Below are 24641 nucleotides of genomic sequence, written 5' to 3'. Positions count from 1 at the left end.
AATGCCAAAGTTGTGAGACAAAATCAAGGCCGATGTCTTACGCGATCCTGGTCCAGCGAGAGGCGAACCCGTGACGATCAGTGCTGACAACCCCGACGTGCGAAACGTCGGGACGGAAGCCGAGTTGTATTACGACCCGTACAACATCGACCTCAACATGAACCCCTACCCGGTGTTCGCCCGCCTCCGCGAAGAGGCCCCGCTGTACTACAACGACAAACACGACTTCTACGCGTTGAGCCGTTTCGAAGACGTCAACAAGGCGGTCATCGATCACGAGACCTTCATCTCCGGTCGCGGGGCGCTGCTCGAGATCATCAAGTCGGGGATGGAGATCCCGCCCGGCACACTGATTTTCGAGGACCCGCCGATCCACAACATCCACCGAAACCTGCTGTCGCGGGTGTTCACCCCGCGCAAGGTGCTCGCGTTGGAACCGCAGATCCGTGAGTTCACCGCCCGCTGTCTGGATCCGCTGGCGGGCACGGACCGATTTGACTTCGTCAACGATCTCGGCGAGCAGATGCCGATGCGGGTTATCGGTATGCTGCTTGGCATTCCGGAAGAAGACCAGCGTCGCGTGACCGACCACGGTGAAGCGACGTTGCAGAGCGACAACGTCGACCTGATGGCCACCGGTGAGGTGTTCGCCGAGTTCATCGACTACCGCACCGACCATCCTTCCGACGACATCATGACCGACCTGCTCAACGCGGAGTTCGAGGACGAAACCGGGACACGGCGCAAGTTGCGCCGCGAAGAGCTGCTGATGTACCTGACGGTCATCGCCACCGCTGGCAGCGAGACGACGACGCGTCTGATCGGTTGGGCGGGAAAGACACTCGCCGATTACCCGGATCAGCGTGCCGAGTTGGTCGCCGATCCCAGCCTGATCCCCCAGGCGGTCGAAGAGATCCTGCGTTGGGAACCCCCCGCGCTGCAGATCGCCCGCTACGTCACCCGAGACGTCCAGTATTACGGTCAGACGGTGCCCGAGGGTTCGGCGATGCTGATGCTCGTCGGATCGGCCAACCGCGACCATCGCCGCTTCCCGCCCGACGGCGACGTCTTCGATATTCACCGGGAACAGCGTTCGCACATGACGTTCGGTGCGGGCACGCACTTCTGCATGGGCAACGCGCTGGCGCGACTGGAGGGCAAGATCGCGCTCGAGGAGATTCTCAAGAGGTTCCCGACGTGGGAGGTCGACTGGCCGAACGCGCGTCCGTCTCAGACCACCGCGGTCCGGGGCTGGGAGTCCATGCCCACCTTTGTTTCCTGACATTGCAACGACAACGAATTGAGGTAACCGATGACGGGACGTGTTGAGGGCAAGGTCGCTTTCATCACCGGCGCGGCGCGCGGTCAGGGCCGCGCCCATGCGGTGCGGCTGGCCCAGGAGGGCGCCGACATCATCGCGGTGGACATCTGCAAGAAGATCGACACCGTCGACTTGATCGACGCCTCCACCCCCGAGGACCTCGCCGAAACCGCCGATCTGGTCAAGGGTTACAACCGCCGCATCTACACGGCCGAGGTCGACGTCCGCGACTACGACGCGCTCAAGGCGGCGGTCGACACCGGTGTTGAGCAACTGGGCCGGCTGGACATCATCGTGGCCAATGCCGGCATCGGAAACGGCGGCCAGACGCTGGACAAGACCAGCGAAACAGACTGGACGGCGATGATCGACATCAACCTCGGCGGAGTGTGGAAAACCGTCAAGGCGGGTGTGCCGCACATCCTCGAGGGCGGCCGCGGCGGTTCGATCATCCTCACCAGCTCGGTCGGTGGCCTGAAGGCCTACCCACACACGGGTCACTACGTCGCCGCCAAACACGGTGTGGTGGGCCTGATGCGGACGTTCGCCGTCGAACTCGGTGCCCAGAACATCCGCGTCAACTCGGTGCATCCCACCAACGTCAACACGCCGCTGTTCATGAACGACGGCACCATGAGGCTGTTCCGGCCCGACCTGGAGAACCCGGGCCCCGAGGATATGAAGGTCGTCGGCCAGATGATGCACACGCTGCCGATCGGCTGGGTCGAGCCGGAGGACATCGCCAACGCGGTGCTGTTCCTGGCATCGGATGAGGCGCGCTTCGTCACCGGTGTCACGCTGCCGGTCGACGGCGGCAGCTGCCTGAAGTAGGAGCCGCACACATGGCTGTCGCGGAGCTTTCGCTGCCGCGGGAATGGGAAGACATCGGCCCGGAATGGATGACGGCGGCACTCGCGCGTGATCATCCGGGGGTCGTTGTCGACACGGTGAGGGTGGCGCTTCGCGACGACGGCACCAATCGGCGTGCCCGGTTGGCGTTGACGTATTCAGCGGGCAGCGGGCCTGCGACGGTGTTCGCCAAGGCCGTCGACCCCGAACACGCCGACCTGGTGGCGCTGACCAGTGGGCTGTATCACGAGCCGCGGCTGTTCATGTCGGGTGTCGCGTTGCCGCTGGATCACCCGGCGGTCTACGCGGCGCTCATCGACGAGGACGTCAGGAACTTCCTGATGATCATGGAGGACGTCGTCGCCCGCGGCGCCGACCCTCGCGACTCCACGCGGCCGATGACGGTCGAGCAGGTGGCCAGCGGAGTGCGCGGACTGGCGCGCATGCACAGCCGGTTCTGGGGTGAGCGCTTGGCGACCGAACCGGCACTGGGCTGGCTCGAGCCGTTCGTCGCGTTCGAAGGGCTCGAGCACGCGCCGTTGCACATCGCCCATGAGCGGTTGGGCGACAGCGTTCCCGCCGAGATCCCCGCGCTGAGCGGAACCGAACTGTTCGTCGACATCTGGGCGCGCTACATCGGGACCCTGACCAGCGCGCCACAGACTCTGCTGCACGGCGATCCGCACATCGGCAACACCTACGTGCTGCCCGATGACGAGGTCGGATTCCTGGACTGGCAGATGGCGCGGCGCGGCAACTGGTCACTCGACGTCGGCTACTTCCTGCAGGGAGCGTTGACGATCGAGGACCGCAGAGGCGGCGAGCGCGGCCTGCTCGAGGAGTACCGCAATGCGCTGACGCTGCCGTCGGCGGAACTGCCTGCGGCCGAAGAGATCTGGCTGCGCTACCGGGCATCCGTCGCACATGGGCTGGCGATCTGGATGGCGACGCTGTCGGGCGGGGATGCTTGGCAGGACGCCGACATCTGCCTCGCGCTGGCGCAACGGTATGCGGCGGCGTTCGTCGAACTGGACACCCGCGCGGCCATCGACGCCATCGCCTAAGTTCCGCAACTCAGCCCACCAGGGTCTCCGTGTTGCGCAGCGTTTCATACCAGCCTCACGAGATGTCGGTCATCGAAGCTGTCCTGTGCCACCCGCGAATTGCGCCGCGCCCTGCTGAGGGTTTCCACCGGATCCACCGAGCCGCTGTGAATGCCGGCGGCCGCCAGGGCGTGGGCCTTGAAAGCTCTTGCCGCATTCGTAAGTTGATGCTGCACGACGACCGCCCCACGCTTCAGCTCCGGCGGAGTTTGGTTCCCCCACAAGGTGATCTCCGGAGTGCGTCGCCTAAAAGCCTTGCGCACGGCGTACCGCACCCTCCCATCCGTCGCATAGAGATCCGCGGCCACGCTTAACGCCTCTGGTGATCGCTCCGGCCGGTCGGCTACGCGGGCCAGATCGGCTACCTTCGCACCGAGGATCTCTAGCGGCCGGGCATCGTTGTGGTCGAAGGCGACGAACACTGTTATGTCCCACCCATCCATGGCGCGGTCGAAGATCCAGCCACCGGCGCAGTTCACGGTGTCTGCGATTCTGGTAGCCATCACATCGAGCCGATACCGCTCTGAGGCGGAATCTTGTTCGACGAACGTCACGGCGTCTCCTATTTAGTCAAATGCCTAAGCTGCAAAGGTACTGGAAACGCGCTGGCTTGCAAAGAACAGTTGACTCAGTCGTACATCTACGCTTAGCTAGCAGCGGGATCTAGGCGACTTAATTACTCGCCAGTGCCACACCAATACTCGCGTCTCTGCGGAACCGGAGCGAAGAACCGATGAGCCAAGTAGATGTTGACTGAATTGCTGGATCTGACGGGCAAGGTCGTGGTGATCACCGGCGGTAGCACCGGAATCGGACGTGCCGTCGCCCAAGGCTTCGCGGAGGCAGGTGCAGAAGTCGTCATCGCAAGTCGCAAGCTGGAGAATTGCCGACTGACTGCCAAGGAGATCGAGGCCAGTACCAACCGACGTGCGCTACCGTTCGCCTGCCACGTCGGACGGTGGGAGGACGCGGATGCCCTGTTCGAGACGGTCTACGAGACGTTTGGTCGCTGCGACGTACTGGTGAACAACGCAGGGATGTCGCCGGTTTACGACAATCTGACGACGGTGACCCAAGAGCTCTACGACAAGGTTCAGGCCGTCAACGCCCGTGGACCGTTCCGCCTATCGGCTCTCTTCGGCACCCGAATGGCAGAGGCCGATGGTGGATCGATCATCAACGTGACATCTGCGGGGACCCTGCGTCCCGACGCAGCCGACCTTCCGTATGCCATGGCGAAGGCGGGGTTGAACGCGCTGACGCTGGCGCTGGCCGGAGCATGGGCGCCGAAGGTGCGCGCCAATCTTGTGATGCCCGGTGCATTCGACACCGATATGTCGAAGGCGTGGGGCGCCGAGGGCCAGGCCGCCGCGGCTGCGATCAACCCCATGAAGCGAATTGGCGTGCCACAGGATTTGGTCGGCCTATGCGTGTTCCTGGCCAGCGATGCCGCCGGGTATATCAACGGTGCGCAGGTGCTTGTCGACGGCGGCCTGTTCCGTACACTCTGAAGTTTCCCACCGCACAGGAGGATTCATGGCAGGACGCATGGCGGGGAAGGTCTCGTTCATCACCGGCGCCGGCCGCGGCCAGGGCCGTGCACACGCGGTGTTACAGGCCCGCGAAGGTGCCGACATCATCGCGATCGATATCTGCGAGGACATCGAGTCGAACCCCTACCCCATGGCCAGCTGGGATGACCTCGGGGAGACAAAACGCCTCGTCGAAAAGGAGGGTCGGGCCTGCGTGACGGCCAAGGCCGACGTTCGTCAACGCGAGCAACTCGCCGACGCACTGGCGGACGGATTGGCCCAGCTCGGCCAACTCACCACGGTTATGGCCAATGCCGGCATCCTTCCGATGGCCATGGGTGACCCCCAGCCGCTGGACTTCCAAGATGCCGTCGACGTCGATCTCATCGGCGTGATGAACACGTTGGCGGTATCAGTACCGTACCTTTTGCCCGCGGGCACTGGGGCGTCGATCGTCATCACCGGGTCCACGGCGGCGCTGCTCCCAGGCAGCTTCAGCGTGACCGCCGATCCTCGCGTCATCATGGGGCCTGGCGGCGCCGGGTACAGCTGGTCGAAGCAGGCGTTGGTCGGCTATACCCAGCAGATGGCACTACATCTGGCGCCGACTGGAATCCGAGTCAATGTCGTGCATCCGACCAACTGCAACACCCATCTGATGAACAACGATGGCATCTACCAGGTCTTTCGCCCTGACCTGGAAGGTCCCGTCAGCAGAGCCGACTTCCAACCCGCCTCGGAGTTCTATCACGCCCTGCCCACCGCGTGGATCGAACCCGAAGACGTCGCCGAGCTGGTGCTCTTCCTGGCGTCGGATGAGTCGAAACACATGACCGGAACCAGTATTCCGATCGATGCGGGCACTCTGATCAAATGGCCCAACGGTCCCGGGCAGTAATCGGGCGGGGCGCAGACCGATCGCGGTCCGCGCTGTTCAGAAACTGTTGTAGGTCAGGACTTCCGAGATTGGCTTGCGATAGCCCTTCTTGAAGTCGGTGCCGATCGTGTAGGCGATCGGAAACATTCCCACTTGTGTGTAGCGATCGTGGGGAATGCCGAGTATCTGGGCGATTTCAGGCTCCCGCCGCGAGGAGACTGTGGTCCACGCCGAGCCAAGACCGCGCTCACGCAGGGCGAGCAGGAAACTCCAGACCGCCTGAAGGATCGAACCCCACATCGGAGACTGCTCGACAACGGTCCTGCCCTCCGGCCGGCCAGGCATCAGGGGTATGAGGATCGCCGGCATCTGATGCAGTTTGTCGGCGAGGGCGAAAGCCGATGCCGTGATCTTGTCGCCTTCCGGCACCCCATCGGTCAATGCCGGCTTGCCGACTTGGCCTTGCTGGTAAAAATCCATCGCGGCTCGGTATTCCGCTGCCACCTTGGCTACCATGGCTCTGTCGTCGACGATGATCCAGCGCCACTCGTTGCGGTTCGCGCCGTTGGGTGCCTGCAGCGCGAACTCGAGGCACTCTTCAAGCACCGCACGCGACACCGGCCGCGTCACGTCGAGTCGCTGCCCCACCCCCCTGGTCGTCGAGAGCACCTCATCGACAGAAAGATTCAGTTTCACCGCAGTCGGTCCGACAGACCACTGCGAACTCAGCCCTTCAAGTCAGGCAGAACTTTGTCGGCGAACAGCTTGAGCTGCTCGTAGACCAGCTCGTATGGCATCCCGCCCCAACTGAAGTTGGCGAGCATCTCGTAGTCGCCGACCATCTCTTTGCGGACGCGGTGATGCTCGACGAGTTCCTCGGGCGTGCCGATCATGTTTCCCGAGATGTAGTCGCGATAGGCCTTCTCCGGTCCGCCGGCTTCTGCAGCCGCCTGCCCCATGGCGGTCCAGGCCGCGTACGACGGCAGATCCTTGAAGTGATCGCTCATGAACTCGTAGTGGTTGGCGACGGTGGAGAACATCTTGGCGAAGTAGTTGTCGGTGTAGTCGGCGACTCGCTGCTTATCGTTGAAGCAGCAGACGAAGTCGGAGATGATGAACGGCGGCGCAGTCTTGTTGTGCAACGCCTTGAAATTGGCCCGGTACTGGGTGATTTCGGGAATGGCATTGCGCCAGTCTCCCTGGGAGAAGCGTAGCGCCTTGAGCCCGAATCTGGCTGCGACGTCTACCGAACTTGGTGACATCGTCACCATGATGGTCCGGTCTTTGAAGGACTTGAAGGGGCGAGGGCGGATCTCGGTGCGAGGGATCTGATACCACTTGGTGTCGGCTTCGACGATTCCGGTCTCAACGCCCTCCATGATGATGACCGCTGCCTCGTCGAACATCTCGCGGGAGTCGGCGAGTTCTACCCCGAAGGAACGGAATTCACGGCGCGCGGCGCCTCGGCCAAAGCCCAGAATCAGGCGGCCTTCGGACAGGATATCGAGTTCGATCGCCTGTTCCACGACGCGCAGCGGGTTGTTCCAAGGCAGGATGACTGCGGCGGTGACCAAATTGATCGTCTTGGTCTTGGCGGCCACCCAAGAGAGCAGTTGGAAGGGATCAGGGCAGGCCCCGTAGTCGGTGAAGTGGTGCTCGACGGGGCCGACGTAGTCGAAGCCCATGGCTTCAGCTTCCACGCCGAGCTTCGACTCCTTCATGAAGCTCTCGACGTCGGGGACGCCGTGGAGGTTCTGATAACCCAGATGCATGCCGACCTTCATGGTCTCTCTCCAGTTCGTTCGTGGCGGCCGCCCGCCGACAGTTTGGCTGGTACCAATTGTTACCTCATCCGTTTCTTTTAGTCGACGTTTTGCGGGATTTATGCTAAAAAGTCACCGATGTCGGTTTTAATCACCAGCCGGTTGTAGCGCAGGAAGACCTCCCATGGAAGATCGAATCGTGATCGAAAGTTCCCGCGCCGACGGACGGGATAGCGCCCCGGAAACCGGCGCGCGGAAGCGCCGCCCAGGTCGACCGACGTTGAGCAATGAGCAGCTGCTCGATACCGCGCTGGATCTGTTCCTGGAGAACGGGTTCGAGCGCACCAGTATCGACGCGATCACCGCTGCGGCCGGAATGGCCAAGCGCACGGTCTACGCCCGGTACGGCGACAAGACAGCTTTGTTCAAAGCTGCCCTCACCAGGGCGATCGAGGAGTGGATCGTCCCCGTGGAGCAGCTGCAGGCTGCCGAGACCGACGACATCGAGGACACCCTCCTTGCGATCGGACGGATCCTGGTCACCAACGTGCTGCGGCCCGGCGGCCTGCGCCTGCTGCGCCTAACCAACGCCGTCTCGGGACACATGCCCGAGATCGGCGCCTTCAATGTGCAGCGGGGCACCGAACCCACCCTGGCTTATCTCGCTGACCTGTTCCGGCGACGGCTCGGCCCGGACGGGATCTCGGCTCAGGATGCCGCCTTGGCTGCCGAAGCATTCATCGATCTCGTTCCCGGCGGTCCCGCCAACGCGAGCGCTCGGGGTGTGTTGTTGAGCGATGAGCAGGTCGACCGGCACACGCGTTATTGCGTTGGGTTGTTCCTGCACGGCATCCTGCCCCATGATCAGCAGCGACGGGCCGTCGACGCGGAGAACCAGCAGCTGAGGAAGACGATTGCCGATGCGCTAGGTGACCTGGAGCGGGTCCGCGAAAGATTGAACCAGAGCGACGGTGAACGAGAATGAGCCTTGCCGGGCTTGACGGCAAAATCGCCGTTGTCGCCGGAGGTGCGACCGGTATCGGCGCTGCGTGCGCCAGACGCCTTGCGGCCGAAGGGTGTTCGGTGGTGGTCGGCGACGTCAACCTCGACGGTGCGACGACGACTGCCCAGGACATCACCGCGGCCGGTGATGTTGCCACGCCGGTGCACTTCGATCTGGCCGAACCCGAGTCTGTCGCTGAGCTCGTCAACACCACAGTCGCCCAATTCGGAGGGCTGGATCTGCTGTTCAACGTCGGATCGGATATGAGCCTTCTGCCCGGCGACACTGATGTCCTCGACATCGACCTCGCCGTCTGGGAGCGGACGATGACAGTAACGCTTCGCGGCTATCTGCTGGCACTCAAACACAGCATTCCCCATCTCCTTGCGCGAGGCGGCGGAGCAGTCGTCAACATGGCCTCGGCCGCGGCGTTCGAGGGCGAACCCACTCGACCCGCTTACGCCACCGCGAAAGCAGGCGTCTGCGCGTTAACGCGCCATGTCGCTTCGCGGTGGGGACGCGACGGACTTCGTTGCAACGCAATCGCACCCGGGCTGACAGCGACAGCAGTGATTCGCTCGGCGCCGCAGTGGCCCCAGCTTGAAGTGGCCGCTCTCAAACGGATGCGTAGCACCCGAGTCGGGAAGGTCGACGACATCGCGGCGATGGTCGCGTTCTTGATGTCCGCCGAAGGCGCCTGGGTGAACGGGCAGACGATCAACATCGACGGCGGCACGGTATTGCGATGACTGATTCACCGTCACCGCCATAGAGAACGGCGGCACGCTCAGCACCTTCCCGCCGAAACTGGCTGCCAGATAGGCGATCCCCGTTCGGACCGCATCGATGAGACCAATTTGCCATCCACATCCGTGACGCCGTATTCGGCAGCGAGTTCGGCGCTGATGAACGTGCCCCCAGAGCGTTTCATCACGTCGTCGTCGCTGGCCAACGCGGCAATGACCCGGCCGGGAAACTCCGGCGAACAACCCCCTAGCGGGTTGGTCACCGCGGCCTCCTTCATCGCCGGGTTCGCTGCCAGGTTCCGTTTCGCGCGTTCGGTGTACGTGAGCGCCTGCCAGAGCGAGAGCGAGGCGACGTTATGTGGCTCGAGTTCTACGGCCATGTCGCGTGCCATGCGGTCGACCGCCGTCTTGCACATCCCGAAAAGGACGCCATAGGTGTAGGCCACGCCGGTGTATCCGGAGATCGCGACGATGAGCCCCGCGCGCGCCGGCACCATGATCCGGGCCGCATGCCAGGCCGCGACATAGTTTGAGCGAACCCCGACGTCGACCATTCCCCACTGACTCAACGGCTTCTCCCAGAACGGCTTTCCGTCGGTGAGATCTTCGGGCAGGGCGAAAGCATTGTTGACGAGGATGTCGAGGCGGCCCTGTTGCCGAGCCACCCGGTCGAACAACGCGGCGACTTGGTCATCGTCGGCGTGATCGACCTGGACAGCCACTCCCCGGCCTCCCCGTCGGTCAACTTCGGCCGCGGTCTCACCCACCGTGCCGGGTAGCTCGTGCGTACCCGTCGCGACGGTGCGTCCCGTCACGTAGACGGTGGCGCCTTGCGCGCCGAGCGCTACGGCGACGCCCTTGCCGATACCCCGGCTGCCACCCGTTACGACCGCGACTTTGCCTGTCAGCGTTGCCATTCACATCTCCGTTCGAAGTCCGCTTGCCCTGAGTGCGACTATCTCGGTAGTGTCCAGATTAGGCGTTCGACTAACCCGAGGGGGATGTTATGACGGTGACGGAACGGGTCTCGACCCCCGGGGCCTCGGGCACGGCGGTGGTGGACGCGGCACGAGAGTTCGTCCCGCGAATCCGCGACCTCGCGCATCAGATGGAGATCAACCGCTGCCTGGACGACCAACTCGTCGAGGACATGGAGGCCGCCGGCCTCTTCTCGGTGGTGGTTCCGAAACTGTGGGGTGGTTGCGGCCTGGGACCGCACGAACTCAACAAGGTAGTCGAACTCATTGCCACCGCGGACATCTCCACGGCGTGGGTCACCGGTTTCTACAACTTCCACAACTGGTTCCTGTGCCGCTATCCGCGCGAAGTCCAGGAGGAGTTGTTCGCCGACCGGTCCTCGGTGCGGTGCGCGGCGATCCTCTCCTCCCCCGGCACCGCCGAACGGGTCGACGGAACGCTGCGAGTGAACGGACGCTGGGGCTATGCCACTGGCATCCTGCACGCCTCCCACGCCCTGGTACCGGTCATCGTCGACAACGACATGTCCTGGGTGATCGTGCCACGCGATCAGCTCGAACTCATCGACGACTGGGACGTGGCAGCCATGGCGGCGACTGGCAGCGTCACGATCGTCGCGAAGGACGTCGTCATCCCGGACACCTGGGCGCTGCCGTTCGGCAAGATGATGTCGGCGACCGACCACGAGGGCACCTTTCACGAAGAGGAGTCCATGCGACTTCCCTTCTCGGTGATGACCACCGCGATCTCGTCGCTCTACGTCGGCGCACTCGACGCTGCGGTCGAGATGTCGCGGGAGAAGATGGGGACGGCGTCGGGGGTCAACAGTCCGCCGCGCATCGAGCGGCCCATGGCGCGGATTCGCTGGGTTAACGCGTTCCAGACCGCGCAGATCATGCATCTGGTCCGCGACGCCGCCATTGAGGGCGCCCTCGAAGTCGCTCGCGGCGGACTCCCACAGACGCTCGAGCAGGAGGCGATGAACGGACTGCACGGCGTTACGATTCTGCGAACGGCCCGGGACGCTCTGCGAGAACTCGTCGACGGAAACGGGTCCAGCGGGTACCGATCCGACAACATCCTGCGCCGGATGTCGCAGGACATCGCGATGATCTCCACCCACGCCGTGCACGGGGAGTACGACGTGTTGATGGACCGGCACGCCCGGTGGCTGCTCGGGATGGGTCTCGCGCCGGGCGACCCCGGCGCGCGGATGACATGATCGTTCGCGCGGTGGGTTACGTTGCTCGAATGCCACCGAAACGGCCCACCGGAGCAGACGAGCCCGACGCGCGGACGGCACTGCTCGATGCTGTCGAACGGCTCATGCTCGCCGAGGGTTACGCCGCGGTGACATCGCGCCGGGTGGCCGCCGAGGCCGAGGTCAATCCGGGCCTCGTGTACTACTACTTCGGTCCGATGGACAACCTTTTCGTCGAGGTTTTCCGGCGGAGTGCGGCCCGGATGCTCGGCCGCCAGGCCGAAGCGCTGGCCTCCGATCAGCCGCTGTGGGCGTTGTGGGACTTGATCCGCGATCAGTCCAACACCACGCTGAACCTCGAGTTCCTCGCCCTCGGAAACCACCGCCAGGCGGTCAAGGACGAGATGAAGGACTTCTCGGTGCGGTTCCGCCGGGTCCAATTCGACGGTTTGACAGACGTATTGGCCAAGTACGACGTCGACACCGAGCAGTGGCCTGCCGAGGCGGTGATGCTGTTCCTGGACGGCGTCGGCAGGTTCATGGGTGAAGAGCGTTCGTACGGCCTTGATCTCGGTCACGAGCAGGCGATCCGGGTCGTCGAGCGGCTCATCGGCCGGCTTGAGGGGAGGCGACGCGTCCGGCGTCGCCGAAGCCGCCGATGACGCTTCGGTTCGGCCTTCTGTGGCCGTTCAGGAATCCGGCTTCGGCGCGGATGCCGTGGACCGAGTTCTACCGCTCTCAACTCGACCTCATCGTGGAGTCCGAACAGTTGGGCTTCGATGAAGCGTGGCTGACCGAGCACCATTTCATCGACGACGGCTACTCTCCGTCACTGTTTCCGATCGGCGCCGCCATCGCCACTCGCACCGAGCGCATCCGCATCGGCACGTTCTTGTTGCTGTTGCCACTGCACAACCCGGTCCGGGTCGCCGAAGATACCGCAACCCTGGACATCATCTCCGGTGGCCGTTTCGACCTTGGTGTCGGCCTGGGCTATCGGCCCGGGGAATTCGACGATCAGGGAATTCCGGCTCGCGAGCGGGCCAGCCGCATGCAGGAAAGTCTGCCCCTCCTCCGGCGGCTCCTCTCAGGCGAGAACGTCACGGTCGACGGAAAGTACAACAGGCTGAACGATATCCGGATCTCTCCACCTGCGTTGCAGAAGCCGCACCCACCGATCTGGATCGGCGGAACCGCACCGAAGGCGATCCAACGCGCCGCCAACATGGGCATGCACTTCCTCAGCGGCGGGCCGGGATCGGCGGCTGTCTACGACGATGCACTGCGCGCGAACGGCCGCGATCCGGCCGACTTCCACGTGGCCGCCACCTTGCCGACCTATGTCGCGCCCACGAGGCAGCAGGCTTGGGAGATCGCGGCTGAACCCTTGCGTTACATGACTGCCGGCTACCTTCAATGGAACGCGGAGGCCAACGGCGCATCGACCGGCGATTCGCCGGCATTGCCTTCCGTCGAAGAGATCGTGCGCAGACAGTCGATGGATTTCTTCGGAGGAGACATGCTGGTGGGCAGCCCGCAGGACGTCATCGAGAAGATCGAGAAGTACCGCTCGGGTGCGCGGCTAACGCATCTGGTCGCGGGCATGGCGCTGCCGGGCATGCGACCACGTGACATCCACGCCGGAATGGAGCTGTTCGCTCGGGAGGTCATCCCTTACTTCCGCGAACCGAAGTCGCGGTGATCAGTGGCAGTTCAGCGGCGGCAACCACGCCTGGGCGCGCCGCGACGACGGCCGGGATCGCGTTTACCGCAGGATTGGCGGTCGGGGCGGCGACATACTCCTCCGCGGCGCCGCCGAAGAGGGGCTCATAGCGGACCCGGATGTTCGGCACTCCGGATATCTCCATCACATAGCCGTGCTCGATCGGCCAATCGGGCTCCATCGCATCCCCGAGACGCCAGAGCAGGCCCATCTCCAGAAGCGGCCGACCGTCTTTCATGCCCTGGAATATCGCCTTCATCCCACAGACTGTCCCCTTGGCGATCTCCATGTAACCAAGGTCAAGGTGCTTGGTTGCCACACCGAGCTCCGGAACGAACCGCACTTCGTCAAGTTCGACATGCAACGCCGCGGCCATCATCTCGATTGCATCGACGAACGCCGCAATCCGTTGCCGCATCATGTCAGTCAACCCCGGCGTATCCGGTGGCGAGCCGAAACCGAGTGCCAGCCATGTCCCCGGGGACTCGTAAGCTGTGCAGTCGACCGCTTCATGGATGGAGATCCGGTCGATCTCCCGGCACGCAGCCGCGGACACCAGCGCAACCACACTGGCCAAACCGGGATTGAGGCCGCTGCCGTACAGCGACACGCCACCTCGCAGCGCAGCGTCGTGCAAGCGCCGCATGGCGGCGTCACCGAACGAGTGTCCGGTGACAAACCCCGCTGTCGAGACCACATTGATGCCGGCGACGAGGAGGCGAACCATCTCGTCGATGTTCGGCAGCATCGGCATGTACAACACGACGTCGGGTTTCAACTCGACGATCGCATCGATATCGGCGGTGGCGGTGACACCCAGCGGCCGCAGGCCACACAGTTCACCCGCGTCCTTGCCGGCCTTCTCCGGACTCCACGCGTAACACCCGACCAGTTCCAGTTCCGGTTGAGCCACGACCGCTCGCACCGCGGCCTGACCCACCTCGCCCGTGGTCCACTGGACAACGCGAATAGTCATGGCACCTCGTGCAATTCAGTGTGTTCAGATGAAGGCCGGTAGCGAATCCCAGCCACGCAACGCCGGCGAGGATGCCATCCGGGCGTTGTCGACGTCGATCTCCCAGACAGGAAAACGCTTCAGAATCTCTTCCAGCGCAATCCGGCCTTCCAGGCGCGCCAGCGCGGATCCCAGGCAGTAGTGCGCACCGAGGCTGAACGACAGGTGCTTGACGTTCTCGCGATGGATGTCGAAGCGGTCACCATCCGGGAATCGCCGCTCGTCGTGGTTGGCGGAGCCGATGAGATACAGCATGACGCTACCTTCGGGCACAGTCTGCCCGTAGAAATCGACATCGGTGGTGACGTACCGGGCGAACTGATGTGCGGGTGTTTCCAGGCGCAGCACCTCCTCGATGGCCCTGGGAATCAACGACGGATCCTCGACGAGCTGGCGACGTTGAGCAGGGTGATCAGCCAGCGTCTTACCGGTCCAGCCGATCAGGTGGCCGGTCGTTTCGGCGCCGGCGCTCGAGAGAAGCGTTGTGTACGTGAGGACTTCCTCACGAGTCAACCGGCGGAACGACCCGTCTTCCTCTTCTAGTTGCGCATTGAGCAGATCGGTCATCAGATCGTCCGAGGGATGCTCGGCGCGCCAGTCGATGTATTCGGCATAGTTCGAGCCGTCGGCGAAGCCCTCCTGCGGCTTCAGATGTTCACCCGGCTCGGCCCGCAGGCTGGCATCCGTCCACTGCCGATGGGTGTCCTGATCGGTCTCGGGAATGCCGAGCAGCATTCCGATCGTGCGCATCGGAACCTGAGCGCCCAGATCCGCCATGAAATCGAACTTTCCACTGCCCACAACGGCATCCAAGCTCCGTGCACAGAAATCTCGGACCTTGTCTTCGAGTTCAGCGACCCGGCGCGGTGTGAACACACCGTGCAAGACCTTGCGGTACCTGGTGTGGACGGGTGGGTCTTGGAAGATGAACATGCTCGGCGGCATCTCCAGATTCGCGCGGATGAAGTCGAGGATCGAGCCGCGGCCTGAGATGAAGGTCTTGTGATCGGTGAGCACCCGCTCGACGTCATCCGCGCGGCTTACAGCGAAGAAATCGTGGCGTTCGTTGTAGTACAGCGGTGCCTCCTCCCTCAACCGCCGATAGACGGGGTAGGGATCGGCGTCAATGCCGGGATCAAAAGGGTCGTAATAGACATCGCTCGGGCTCGCAACCGTCACATCGATCTCCTTCTCGCGGTGCAGACGTCAACTGAACTCGGATGATTAGTCGATTGCCTAATCCGAGACCATACCGATGTCGTTATCGCCGAAGCAAGAGCTGCGACTCGGCGACGCGCCGGCCAAGGGCTAACTTCCGTGAACCGGCTCGGTGAAGCCGACGAACTTCAGGGGGTTCAGATACTCCTTGTACAGGGCGATCTTGTTTCCCTCGAAGCGAAAGACGGTGATGTAGGCGTTCCGGTAGACGCTTCCGGTATTTCTCTGCGGAGATTCGCTGTGGTATTCCGCTATCAGCCATTCGGCGTCGCGCACGTCGTACCACTCGTCATAGGTGAAATTCATCCGATCGAACATCGCCGGCACCGAATCACGCAACTGATCGGCGATCGCGGCGCTTCCGCGTGTTGGCGGCACTTCCTCGACGAACGGCAACACCATCACGGCATCTGGGGCCAGATGGCGCTCGACGCGGTCGAAATCCAAATTCCCGATGCTGTCGAGGAAATCCTTGGCGATCTGGACCCGTTCCTCAAAGCTCGACGACACGGCGACGCTCCTTCGGCACGATGGCAGCGAACGTCTTGCGCTCGAGGTACTCCTCGAGCGCGATAAGGCCATCCAGTGCCGAGACGTAGTGCTCCTCCGCGCAACCAAAACGGCTGTCGGGACCGAAGTAGTTGCCGCCGTTGATGCTCATCCGTCCGGTTCGCACCCCACGCGCCACGGCGACTGCACGCTCATGGGACCCGAACACCACTCCGGAAGGACCACACGCCGAACGGTTGGCGATCTGAACTGCATCCCGGTCGTCGTCGAAGGGAACCACCACGAGCACCGGACCGGCGACTTTCCCTGCCGTCGCCTCGCTTTCCGGGTCGACGCCGGTGAGCAGCGTGGGTTCGTAGAAGTAGCCGGGCCGTATCGTCCTGCCGCCGGTGACCAGCGTCGCGCCGGCCGCGATCGCCCGCTTCACCATCTCGTCGACCTCATCGCGTCGCTTGTCACTGAGCAACGGTCCCATCCACGTGCGGGCGTCCGAAGGGTCGCCGTAGCGCACCGCGGCCAGCTGCTTTCGCACTTCGGCCACCACAGTGTCACTCTGCTTCCTGGGCACCAGGACCCGAGATACGGGGGCAGACCCTTGTCCGGCGTGGGACGTAGCCATCAGCGCGATTTGACCGGCGCAGGCGGAGAAGTCGGCATCGCCGAGAATGATCGCGGTCGACTTCCGTTCCGGCTTCATCGAAATCCGCTTGACGGTCCCGCTCGCCGCAGCCATGATTCGATGCCCCGCCGCGATCGAACCGGTGAAGGCAATCGAGTCGACCTCTTTATGACTCGCGAGCGCGCTGTCGACAGATGAATCCAACGAACTCAGTACGTTGACGACGCCGGCCGGTAGATCGGTGCAGGTGGCGATCAACTCGCCGAGCGCAAGCGTGATCAATGCGGTTTCGGGTGCTCCCTTGAGCACGACCGTACAACCCGCCGCGAGCGCCGGACCCAGCGCGGCGAGCGCCATACGCGTCGGGTGACTGGTCCCGATAACTATCGCGACCACACCAACGGGCTTCTTCTCGACCCAATGCCGCTCCCGCCGCCCGTCGCTCAGATCATCGTCGAGACGCAACGTCATCGGATACGACGCCAGTGAATCGGCGTACTGACCGACCGCCTCTATCGGCGCATCAAGGTATGGGCCTTCGGTCAGCCGCCAGGTGGCGCCCGTCTCCGCGACGGTCAACTGCCGAAGTTCCTCCCGGTGCTCGACAAGCGCAGCGTGCAACTGGCCGAGACACCGGATGCGAAATGCGATGTCCGTTGACCACGCCGTCGATTCGAAAGCGCGCCGTGCCGCCGCGACGGCATGCTTGGCGTCATCGATGCTGCAGTCGGGCGCGAAGCCCAAGATCTCACCGGTCGCTGGATTGACGGATGGGAATCGTTGTCTGCTAACCGCTTCCGACAGCACCCCGTCAGCGAGCATGCGTCGGTCGATGCGGCGAGCGGAACGGCCGCAGAGGTCCGCCGCCACCCGATCGTGTGCGCGCACGGTCGCTGCCCGACGTGGCACGGTACCTCCCGGGCAAAGCTCAAAATAGTTGACTAGGTCTGTTATACCCTATTTACTTGTCGAAGTGTCAGTGATCCATCGCATGGCCGTGCTCTGATCGGCAGACCAAGAGCCACGATCACGCTGACTAATCGACTGACAAGAAATCGGCGATTGTGCGCAGGAGGCGGCATGGCGTGGGACTTCAGGACAGACCCCGAATACCAGGACCTGTTGGATTGGGCAGATGACTTCGTTCGTGACGAAGTGGAGCCGCTGGACCTGGTGTGGCCCGGCGAAGAATTCGTCCCACTCACTGACGCCCGGCGCAAGGCGATCGACCCTCTCAAGGCACAGGTACGAAGCAAAGGGCTGTGGGCAACCCACCTCGGTCCCGAACTGGGCGGGCAAGGGTACGGCCAACTCAAGCTGGCCTTGCTGAACGAAATCCTCGGTCGCTCCTTGTGGGCCCCCATCGTGTTTGGGTGCCAAGCACCTGACACCGGGAACGCCGAGATCATCGCGCACTACGGCACCGAAGATCAGAAGCAACGTTATCTGCAGCCCCTGCTGGACGGGGAGATGTTCTCGAGCTACTCGATGACCGAGCCCCAGGCCGGCGCGGATCCCACTCGCTTCCGGACGGAGGCACAGCTCGACGGGCAGGACTGGGTGATCAACGGCTGGAAGTACTTCTCCTCCAATGCCAAGACCTCATCGTTCCTCATCGTCATGGTGGTGACGAATCCGGACGTCAGTCCGTATCAAGGTATGTCGATGTTCCTCGTCCCCACCGACACTCCTGGAGTGAGGATGAAACGCAACGTCGGCCTCTACGGTGAGCCCGTGAACGAGGGCTCGCACGCCCTAATCCACTACGACAACGTCCGGGTACCGCCCGAAGCATTGCTCGGGGGCGAGGGACAAGCCTTTGCGATCGCCCAAACGCGTCTCGGCGGTGGACGAATTCACCACGCCATGCGGACTATCGGGCTGGCGCGTCAGGCACTCGACATGATGTGCGAGCGCGCGCTCAGCCGGGAGACCGCGGGAACACAACTGTCCGACAAGCAGTTCGTCCAAGGGTTCATCGCCGACTCGTATGCCCAGCTGATGCAGTTCCGCCTATTCGTGCTCTACACGGCCTGGGAAATCGACGAGTACAACGACTACAAGAAGGTCCGAAAGGACATCGCCGCGGTGAAGGCAACCATGCCAGGCGTGCTGCACGACATCGCCTGGCGCGCAATGCAAGTCCACGGTGCGCTCGGTGTCAGCAATGAGATGCCGCTGTTCAGGATGATCCATGGTGCGGCCGCTATGGGACTGGTCGACGGCCCAACCGAGGTGCACAAGACAACCGTCGCACGCCAAGTCCTGCGCGACCACGCCCCTAGCGAAGGTATGTGGCCCAGCGAATGGATTCCGGCCAAGCTCGACGCCGCCCGTAAAAAGTTGGCCGAATACCTAGAACTCGAGATCGGGAACGCCTGATCGACATCAGCCATTGACGAAGACACGGGAACCCAAGGAGCATGCTGTGACACTGGAAGATGTTGCGCGAGAAGACACTCGCAAACAGCCGCGGATCGAGTTCGACCGGCACAGCCCCGAATTCCGGGAGCGGTTTCGGGAAATCGCCCAGACGATGCACGAAAAGTGCCCGGTCGCATGGAACGATACCTACGGCGGCTATTGGGTAGCGGGCGGCAGTGATGCGGTATTCGAACTCGCGCGTTGCCCCCACATCGTCAACGAGCATGACATCGACGGCACGAGACGCGGATACAAGGGCATCTCAATTCCGACGCCGGACGAAGCGGCAGGCGTCCGTGGCGGCTTTCTCGAAATGGACGGTGACGAACACCGTACCTACCGCACCGTCATCAATCCCTACCTGTCGCCGGCGGCCGTGAAACGATGGCTGCCGTTCATCGACGAGGTTGTGCGCGCGTGCCTGGACGAGAAGATCGAGGGTGGCGAGATTGACTTCGTGGATGACCTCGCGAACGTGGTGCCCGCCGTGATCACGCTTGCCATGGTGGGTATCCCGATTCAGAAGTGGGCCCTGTACAGCGAACCCGTGCACGCGTTCGTGTACACGAAGCCCGATTCGCCGGATCGTCCACGTGTCATGGAAAAGTACGTGGCAATGGGGATGGACCTGATCAACAACCTGGCCGAGATCCGCGAGAATCCCCGGCCCGGCCTCATCGAGGCGCTGGCCCGAACCCGGATCGATGGCGAGGTACCGCCCGACATGGAACTGTTGGGAGTATTGAACCTGCTGATCGGCGGCGGCTTCGACACCACGACAGCCTTGACTGCGCATTCACTGGAATGGCTTTCAGAGAATCCGTCCGAGCGCGCCAGACTCATACGCGATCGCGACGCGTTGTTGGACGGCGCTACCGAAGAATTCCTTCGGTTCTACACACCGGCGCCCGGCGACGGTCGCACCATGGACACCGATATCGAGTTGATGGGTGTCGACTTCAAGGAGGGCGACCGCGTCTACATCTCCTGGGCATTTGCCAACCGCGATCCCATCCTGTTCGAGCAGCCGGACCGAATCATCCTGGATCGCAAGCAGAACCGCCACTTCGCGTTCGGTCTCGGCGCGCACCGGTGCATCGGGTCTAACCTCGCACGGGTCGTTTTCAAGTCGATGCTCGCCGGTGTGCTGGAACGGATGCCCGACTACCGTTGCGACCCCGAGCACACAGTCCATTACGAGACTATCGGCGTAATCCAGGGAATGCGGAAGTTACCTGCGACATTCACGCCCGCGCCAAGAGTGGGTGCGGGGCTGGACGACACGCTCGACCGGTTGCAGCGCATCTGTGAGGAACAAGGGCTGGCCCGTCCCATCACCGAGTTCAAAGGCGAAGCCCGGATAACCTGAACACGCGGATCAGATCACGCGTGACGTGTGGCCTGCCCAATACTTGTCGCGCAACAGCCTTTTGTAGAGCTTGCCGTTGGGGTCACGCGGCAGGTCATCGACGAAGTCGACGGCCCGAGGGCACTTGTAGGTAGCCAGGGCCGAGCGGCAATACTCGATGAGCTCCGACTCCAATGCCGGCCCCCGTCGCGAACTGTCGGTCACATCGACAAGCGCTACCACCGCCTCACCCATCTCCTCGTCGGGTACACCGATGACGGCGACGTCTGCCACTGCCGGGTGACCGGCAAGCACATTCTCGGCCTCTTGCGGGTAGATGTTGACGCCGCCGGAGATGATCATGTGCGCCTGGCGGTCCGTCAGGTACAGAAACCCCTCCTCATCGAGGAAGCCCATATCACCCAAGGTTCGCCAGCCCTTGGCGTTGACCACTGACTCAGTCTTGAGGCTGTCATTGTGATACTCGAACGGCCTGCCGCCTGCGAAGTAGACCACCCCCACGTCTCGAGGGCCTAGCTCCTCGCCGTCCGGACCGACGATGTGGCATTCGTCGATGGGTCGACCCACCGAGCCTGGATGGTTCAGCCACTCCTGCGCCGAGATGTACGTCGCGCCGAGATCCTCGGTGCCCGAGTAATACTCGTCGATGATCGCGCCCCACCAATCGAGCATCTGTCGTTTGACCGTGACCGGGCAAGGCGCGCCGGTGTGCAGCACCCGGCGCAGGCTGGACACGTCGTAACTCATGCGGACCGCGTCTGGTAGTCGAAGCATGCGGATGAACATCGTCGGGACGAACTGCGCGTCGGTAATCCGGTACCTCTCGATGAGCTCGAGGCACTTTCTAGGATCGAACTTCTCCATCAATACCACCGTCGCGCCGACGCGATGCCAGGACATGGAGCCGACGAGCGGAGCGGAGTGATACAACGGAGCCGGGCACAAGTAGACCGTGCCGGTACCGCCGCCTTCGGTCATGCCAAGGGCGATCTGTGCGGGCACCGATGCCGGATCCCCGAACACATCGCCGGGTAGCGGTTTACGTATCCCCTTCGGGAAGCCTGTCGTGCCGGACGAGTACAGCATCTCGCGGCCTTCACACTCCCCTTCGATCGGGCCGGAAGGGACCGCGGCGAGGATATCGTCGTAGCGCTCGAAGCCAGGGAGATCACCACGAACCGAAACCCGCACCGGAATCCTCGACACGTCGAGTCCCGCCACCACCGCGGTCAACTCGGCACTGGACACCAGCGCGGCGGCGTGACAGTCGTCCAGCACATACTGCACCTCGCCGGAGCGCAGATGGCTGTTGATCGCGGTGTAGTACAGGCCGGCGCGCTGCGCCGCCCACGCCACCTCGAGGAATGCGCGTTCGTTGCCCATCAGCAGGGCCACGTGGTCGCCGACCTGGAGGCCCCGGTCACGCAGACCGGCCGCAAACCGTCTCGACCGCTCTTCCAGCTGCCCGTAAGTCACCGTTTCACCGCTGTGCCCCATGACGATCGCAGGCACCTCCGGAGTACGGGCCGCATGCCAGTCCGGTGACATCCGCACCGTCTCTCGATGAGAATCGCGGTCCGGACTCATGTCGGCATCAGCTCCTTCCACGACTTGGGCAGGGAGTCGGGCGCTAGGCCCCCCTGTTCGTACACCCGGTGATCGGCGCCGAGATAGCGCCCGGTCCACGGGTCATACGTCGCGACGGTAACCTCGTCTCGGCCTGATGGGCTTTGCCCGACCGCACTCGGCGTAACCGGGGTAGCGCCACCGACGGCTTCGGCGCCGGACGGTGGGGGTGCCGCCGGCGGCATCGGCGTTCCCGCCACCGGGGCATGAATTCGGTCGTCGACGTCGATCCGGTCGTCGGGAGGGATGCCTTGCGCGACCAAACTGGGATCGATCGGGTACGGCCCGAGGGCGTGTTGCCGCATTGCGAGCGGCATGAAAGGCTTGTCGCTGTTGCAGATTTCCACCGTTGGCGCCCGCTTTCCCGGGTGCTCCATACACGGGTAGTTGCGGGCTCCGCGTACGGCGATCGGTGAGTCTTGGGGCAGCTTGCAGTACAGGCCGTCCGGGGTGTCGGCGTCGGAGGTATCGCTGGGTGAACGCCAAGCCGAGGGAGGCAGGTAACCCACGGTGCATGGCGTGGGATCTCCCATGGTGAGCGCGAAGTCGCCCTGGGCGATCCCGGTGGCGTTGTTCGCGGCGCCCTGCGACTGGGTGGCGGCGATATGTGGTGGCAGCAGAACGAGCAGCTGCTCGAGAGACGGGTTGTACGTCACCAGAATCTGACCGATCGTCGCCAGGTTGGCCAGCAATATCGGCAGGGTCGGCTGCACCGCGGTCAGCAGCGCCGAGACCTCGTGCGCGAGACCGGGTCCTGAGTTCAGGATTGTTCGTATCTGCGGGTCGTTCTCGCGTAGCTGACCGGTTACGCCGGCAAGATTCCGTATCCACGAGCGCATCGAATCTGCCGACTGCGCCTGCACATCCAGCAAGGGAACGCTGTCATCGATCAGCGTACGAGTCTGGCCGGCAACCGCTTTGAGGTCTCCGGCGAGAATGGAGAACGAATCCACAAGTGAGCCGAAGTCGTAACCGCTGCCGTTGAAGGCCTTGAACGACTCGTCGAGCAGCTCACCGAGCTTGGCTTCCGGGATGCTGTCCACCAGGCTCTCGACCCGGTTCAGCACCGGACCGATCGGCTGCGGAAGGTTGGTGCGTCGCACCGGGATCACGGATCCGTCCTGGAGATACGGTCCCGAATCGGTATTGGGTCGCAAGTCCACATACTGTTCGCCGACAGCGGAGACGTTACGCACCGCAGCCTGGAGATCCTCGGGAATTCTCGGCGAGGTGTCCAAGGACAGCGTGGCTTCAGCGCCGGTGCGGGTGAGTCGAAGGTCGGTGACCTTGCCGATCTGCGAACCCCTGTATGTCACATTGCTGAACCGGTAGAGGCCGCCGGAGGCAGGCAACTCCATCGTCACGATAATTCGCCCGATACCCAGCAGGGTCGGAACTTGCATGTACTTGACGACCATGACCGTGACACCGACAACCGATGCAATCACGAAGATGATCAACTGAGTCCGGACGAAGCGCGTCAGCATCAGCCCTCGCTCCCTGGCATCGGTGTCCCGGCGGTTGGGTACGGACCGGCGAAGATCTGCGGGCTCGTATGGACCAGCGGTAGCGATTTCTCACGCGGCGCGACCGGCAACACCGGCCCTGTGACCGGCGACCGTGCTCCTTCCGGCGGCACTCGCGGAGTCGCTTCGTCCCCGACCGTTCCACTGATGCCCAGTTCGAGCGGTGAGTACGAGTACTGCATCCATTCCGGATCTCCTGGTGCAGGAATGACTTTCGAGCCCTCCTCACCCCAGCGCGTGCCCAGGAAAAGGGTCCGCTTGAGCCGCGGCACCGTGAGGTCGATCACGGCGTACAGATTCATGAAGTCGCCACGGATGGCACGATCGATAAGGTTTTGGGTATAGGGGAACGTCGTCACGTATCCGAGAGCTTGGGCCAGGCTCCCACCGACATCGGCAACCGCTCGGACGGTCGGTTCGAGATTGTGCAGATTGGTGACGATTTCGTCCTTGGTGTCGACGACGAGGGTAGTCGCGGTGTCGCTCAACACCCGTAGTCGGTCCAATGCTGTCGTGAAGTTCGGCCGTTCGCGGATCAGGACGTCGAGTGCTGCTGGAATGCGTTGCAGCGCCAGTTCGATGACGTCACTCTGCTCAACGAGTTCACCGGCGAATCGATCCAGTTCGCGTATCGATGCGATAAGGGCATCGCGCTGCCTGTCCAGCGTGAGGACGAACATGTCGACTTGGGTCAGCAGGTCTCGGATGGCGCCTTCACGACCGCTCATGGCCGCGTTGAAATTGTGGATGATATCGCCGATCTGACCCAATCCGCCCCCGTTGACGACAGCCGACAACGCGGCCAGTGTCTGCTCGGTGGAGGGATACGCTGCCGACCTGTTCAGCGGGATCGTCGCGCCCGGTTCGAGGCGGCCCACCGGCGGTTGTCCGATCGGCGGGTTGAGCGCCAGGTGCATGGATCCGAGCAGGCTGGTTTGTCCCACGGTGGCGACCGCATTGCCCGGCACGCTGACGTCGGGCTTGACTGAGATCTCCACCTCGGCACGCCATTCACGAACCGTCATCTTGCCGACACTGCCGACGATGACATCGTCGACCATCACCGGCGAATTGGACTCCAGTGTACCGACGTCGGCGATCTGCACATGGTAGATGGCGGCATCAGATCCGCGCCCGACCGCACCGGGCAGCGGGACCGAATTCCAGCCCTGGAAGGCGCATCCCGCGACGGTGATCGCGGTACCGATTGCGGTGAACAGCCGCACAAGCGCTTTCGG

23 protein-coding genes are annotated in these 24641 nt (G+C 63.2%); 12 read left to right on the top strand and 11 right to left on the bottom strand.

From position 1 onward, the window contains the following. Window positions 1–70 precede the first annotated feature (70 nt). From K3U96_RS08270 to K3U96_RS08260, 3 genes are read left to right on the top strand one after another with little or no spacing between them, the layout of a single operon-like run. Window positions 71–1282: a cytochrome P450 gene (locus tag K3U96_RS08270; protein WP_220692681.1), complete on the top strand. Its 1212-nt coding sequence runs from the start codon at window positions 71–73 to the stop codon at window positions 1280–1282. A gap of 30 nt (window positions 1283–1312) precedes the next feature. Continuing rightward, window positions 1313–2152 (top strand): mycofactocin-coupled SDR family oxidoreductase, encoded by an 840-nt coding sequence (locus K3U96_RS08265; protein ID WP_220692680.1) that lies wholly within the window; start codon window positions 1313–1315, stop codon window positions 2150–2152. An 11-nt stretch (window positions 2153–2163) separates the two neighbouring features. After that, window positions 2164–3234, top strand: coding sequence for a phosphotransferase (locus K3U96_RS08260; protein WP_220692679.1), 1071 nt, complete (start codon window positions 2164–2166; stop codon window positions 3232–3234). A 44-nt stretch (window positions 3235–3278) separates the two neighbouring features. Here K3U96_RS08260 and K3U96_RS08255 read toward each other — a convergent pair whose 3' ends face one another. Then, on the bottom strand, window positions 3279–3827 hold the full coding sequence (locus tag K3U96_RS08255; RefSeq protein WP_220692678.1) for a hypothetical protein: 549 nt from the start codon (window positions 3825–3827) through the stop codon (window positions 3279–3281). 192 nt (window positions 3828–4019) lie between these two features. Between K3U96_RS08255 and K3U96_RS08250 the strand changes: the two genes are divergently transcribed. Together K3U96_RS08250 and K3U96_RS08245 are read left to right on the top strand one after the other, a co-directional pair. Next, window positions 4020–4784, top strand: a complete 765-nt coding sequence (locus K3U96_RS08250) for an SDR family NAD(P)-dependent oxidoreductase (RefSeq protein ID WP_220692677.1) — start codon at window positions 4020–4022, stop codon at window positions 4782–4784. Between the two features lie 25 nt (window positions 4785–4809). Beyond that, entirely contained in the window at window positions 4810–5703 is an 894-nt protein-coding gene (locus tag K3U96_RS08245; RefSeq protein ID WP_220692676.1) for a mycofactocin-coupled SDR family oxidoreductase, read from the top strand. 36 nt (window positions 5704–5739) lie between these two features. On the opposite strand, the gene K3U96_RS08240 is transcribed toward K3U96_RS08245, so the two are convergent. Continuing rightward, on the bottom strand, window positions 5740–6378 hold the full coding sequence (locus K3U96_RS08240; RefSeq protein WP_220692675.1) for a nitroreductase family protein: 639 nt from the start codon (window positions 6376–6378) through the stop codon (window positions 5740–5742). Between the two features lie 29 nt (window positions 6379–6407). Further along, entirely contained in the window at window positions 6408–7466 is a 1059-nt protein-coding gene (locus tag K3U96_RS08235; RefSeq protein ID WP_220692674.1) for an LLM class flavin-dependent oxidoreductase, read from the bottom strand. A 259-nt stretch (window positions 7467–7725) separates the two neighbouring features. Here K3U96_RS08235 and K3U96_RS08230 point away from each other — a divergent pair, with 259 nt between their 5' ends. Further along, window positions 7726–8430, top strand: a complete 705-nt coding sequence (locus K3U96_RS08230; protein WP_230982401.1) for a TetR/AcrR family transcriptional regulator — start codon at window positions 7726–7728, stop codon at window positions 8428–8430. Beyond that, a complete protein-coding gene (locus K3U96_RS08225; protein ID WP_220692672.1) occupies window positions 8427–9197 on the top strand; it encodes an SDR family NAD(P)-dependent oxidoreductase in 771 nt (256 codons plus the stop codon). The genes K3U96_RS08230 and K3U96_RS08225 overlap by 4 nt, the downstream gene beginning before the upstream one ends. A gap of 38 nt (window positions 9198–9235) precedes the next feature. Here K3U96_RS08225 and K3U96_RS08220 read toward each other — a convergent pair whose 3' ends face one another. Further along, window positions 9236–10111 carry an SDR family NAD(P)-dependent oxidoreductase gene (locus tag K3U96_RS08220; RefSeq protein WP_220692671.1) on the bottom strand — a complete coding sequence of 292 codons (876 nt, stop codon included), beginning with the start codon at window positions 10109–10111 and terminating at the stop codon, window positions 9236–9238. A gap of 89 nt (window positions 10112–10200) precedes the next feature. Here K3U96_RS08220 and K3U96_RS08215 point away from each other — a divergent pair, with 89 nt between their 5' ends. From K3U96_RS08215 to K3U96_RS08205, 3 genes are read left to right on the top strand one after another with little or no spacing between them, the layout of a single operon-like run. Further along, window positions 10201–11394 (top strand): acyl-CoA dehydrogenase family protein, encoded by a 1194-nt coding sequence (locus K3U96_RS08215; protein WP_220692670.1) that lies wholly within the window; start codon window positions 10201–10203, stop codon window positions 11392–11394. A 29-nt stretch (window positions 11395–11423) separates the two neighbouring features. After that, window positions 11424–12035: a TetR/AcrR family transcriptional regulator gene (locus tag K3U96_RS08210; protein WP_220692669.1), complete on the top strand. Its 612-nt coding sequence runs from the start codon at window positions 11424–11426 to the stop codon at window positions 12033–12035. Continuing rightward, window positions 12032–13075, top strand: coding sequence for an LLM class flavin-dependent oxidoreductase (locus K3U96_RS08205; protein WP_220692668.1), 1044 nt, complete (start codon window positions 12032–12034; stop codon window positions 13073–13075). Before K3U96_RS08210 ends, K3U96_RS08205 begins: the two co-directional genes overlap by 4 nt. Here K3U96_RS08205 and K3U96_RS08200 read toward each other — a convergent pair. The 4 genes from K3U96_RS08200 to K3U96_RS08185 all read right to left on the bottom strand — a co-directional run bounded on the left by K3U96_RS08200 (window position 13041) and on the right by K3U96_RS08185 (window position 17280). After that, window positions 13041–14036: an NAD(P)H-dependent amine dehydrogenase family protein gene (locus tag K3U96_RS08200; RefSeq protein WP_220692667.1), complete on the bottom strand. Its 996-nt coding sequence runs from the start codon at window positions 14034–14036 to the stop codon at window positions 13041–13043. The two genes, K3U96_RS08205 and K3U96_RS08200, sit on opposite strands and share 35 nt — an antisense overlap. A gap of 60 nt (window positions 14037–14096) precedes the next feature. Beyond that, window positions 14097–15290: a cytochrome P450 gene (locus K3U96_RS08195; protein ID WP_220692666.1), complete on the bottom strand. Its 1194-nt coding sequence runs from the start codon at window positions 15288–15290 to the stop codon at window positions 14097–14099. 129 nt (window positions 15291–15419) lie between these two features. Further along, a complete protein-coding gene (locus K3U96_RS08190; protein WP_220692665.1) occupies window positions 15420–15839 on the bottom strand; it encodes a nuclear transport factor 2 family protein in 420 nt (139 codons plus the stop codon). Next, window positions 15823–17280: an aldehyde dehydrogenase family protein gene (locus tag K3U96_RS08185; protein ID WP_220693447.1), complete on the bottom strand. Its 1458-nt coding sequence runs from the start codon at window positions 17278–17280 to the stop codon at window positions 15823–15825. Before K3U96_RS08185 ends, K3U96_RS08190 begins: the two co-directional genes overlap by 17 nt. A gap of 258 nt (window positions 17281–17538) precedes the next feature. On the opposite strand from K3U96_RS08185, the gene K3U96_RS08180 reads away from it, so the two are divergent. Both K3U96_RS08180 and K3U96_RS08175 read left to right on the top strand, forming a co-directional pair. Then, window positions 17539–18840, top strand: coding sequence for an acyl-CoA dehydrogenase family protein (locus tag K3U96_RS08180; RefSeq protein ID WP_220692664.1), 1302 nt, complete (start codon window positions 17539–17541; stop codon window positions 18838–18840). 46 nt (window positions 18841–18886) lie between these two features. Then, window positions 18887–20251 carry a cytochrome P450 gene (locus K3U96_RS08175; RefSeq protein WP_220692663.1) on the top strand — a complete coding sequence of 455 codons (1365 nt, stop codon included), beginning with the start codon at window positions 18887–18889 and terminating at the stop codon, window positions 20249–20251. A gap of 9 nt (window positions 20252–20260) precedes the next feature. On the opposite strand, the gene K3U96_RS08170 is transcribed toward K3U96_RS08175, so the two are convergent. The 3 genes from K3U96_RS08170 to K3U96_RS08160 are packed head-to-tail and all read right to left on the bottom strand — an operon-like array spanning window position 20261 to window position 24629. Continuing rightward, a complete protein-coding gene (locus tag K3U96_RS08170) occupies window positions 20261–21838 on the bottom strand; it encodes an acyl-CoA synthetase (protein ID WP_372514914.1) in 1578 nt (525 codons plus the stop codon). Then, a complete protein-coding gene (locus K3U96_RS08165; protein WP_220692662.1) occupies window positions 21835–23364 on the bottom strand; it encodes an MCE family protein in 1530 nt (509 codons plus the stop codon). Before K3U96_RS08165 ends, K3U96_RS08170 begins: the two co-directional genes overlap by 4 nt. After that, entirely contained in the window at window positions 23364–24629 is a 1266-nt protein-coding gene (locus K3U96_RS08160; protein WP_220692661.1) for an MCE family protein, read from the bottom strand. Before K3U96_RS08160 ends, K3U96_RS08165 begins: the two co-directional genes overlap by 1 nt. Window positions 24630–24641: the final 12 nt, after the last annotated feature.

The organism is Mycolicibacterium holsaticum DSM 44478 = JCM 12374 (assembly GCF_019645835.1).
GTDB classification, from domain to species: Bacteria; Actinomycetota; Actinomycetes; order Mycobacteriales; family Mycobacteriaceae; genus Mycobacterium; species Mycobacterium holsaticum.
Note: the sequence above shows the minus strand (reverse complement) of the source record. Positions and strands in the feature narration are given on the sequence as shown.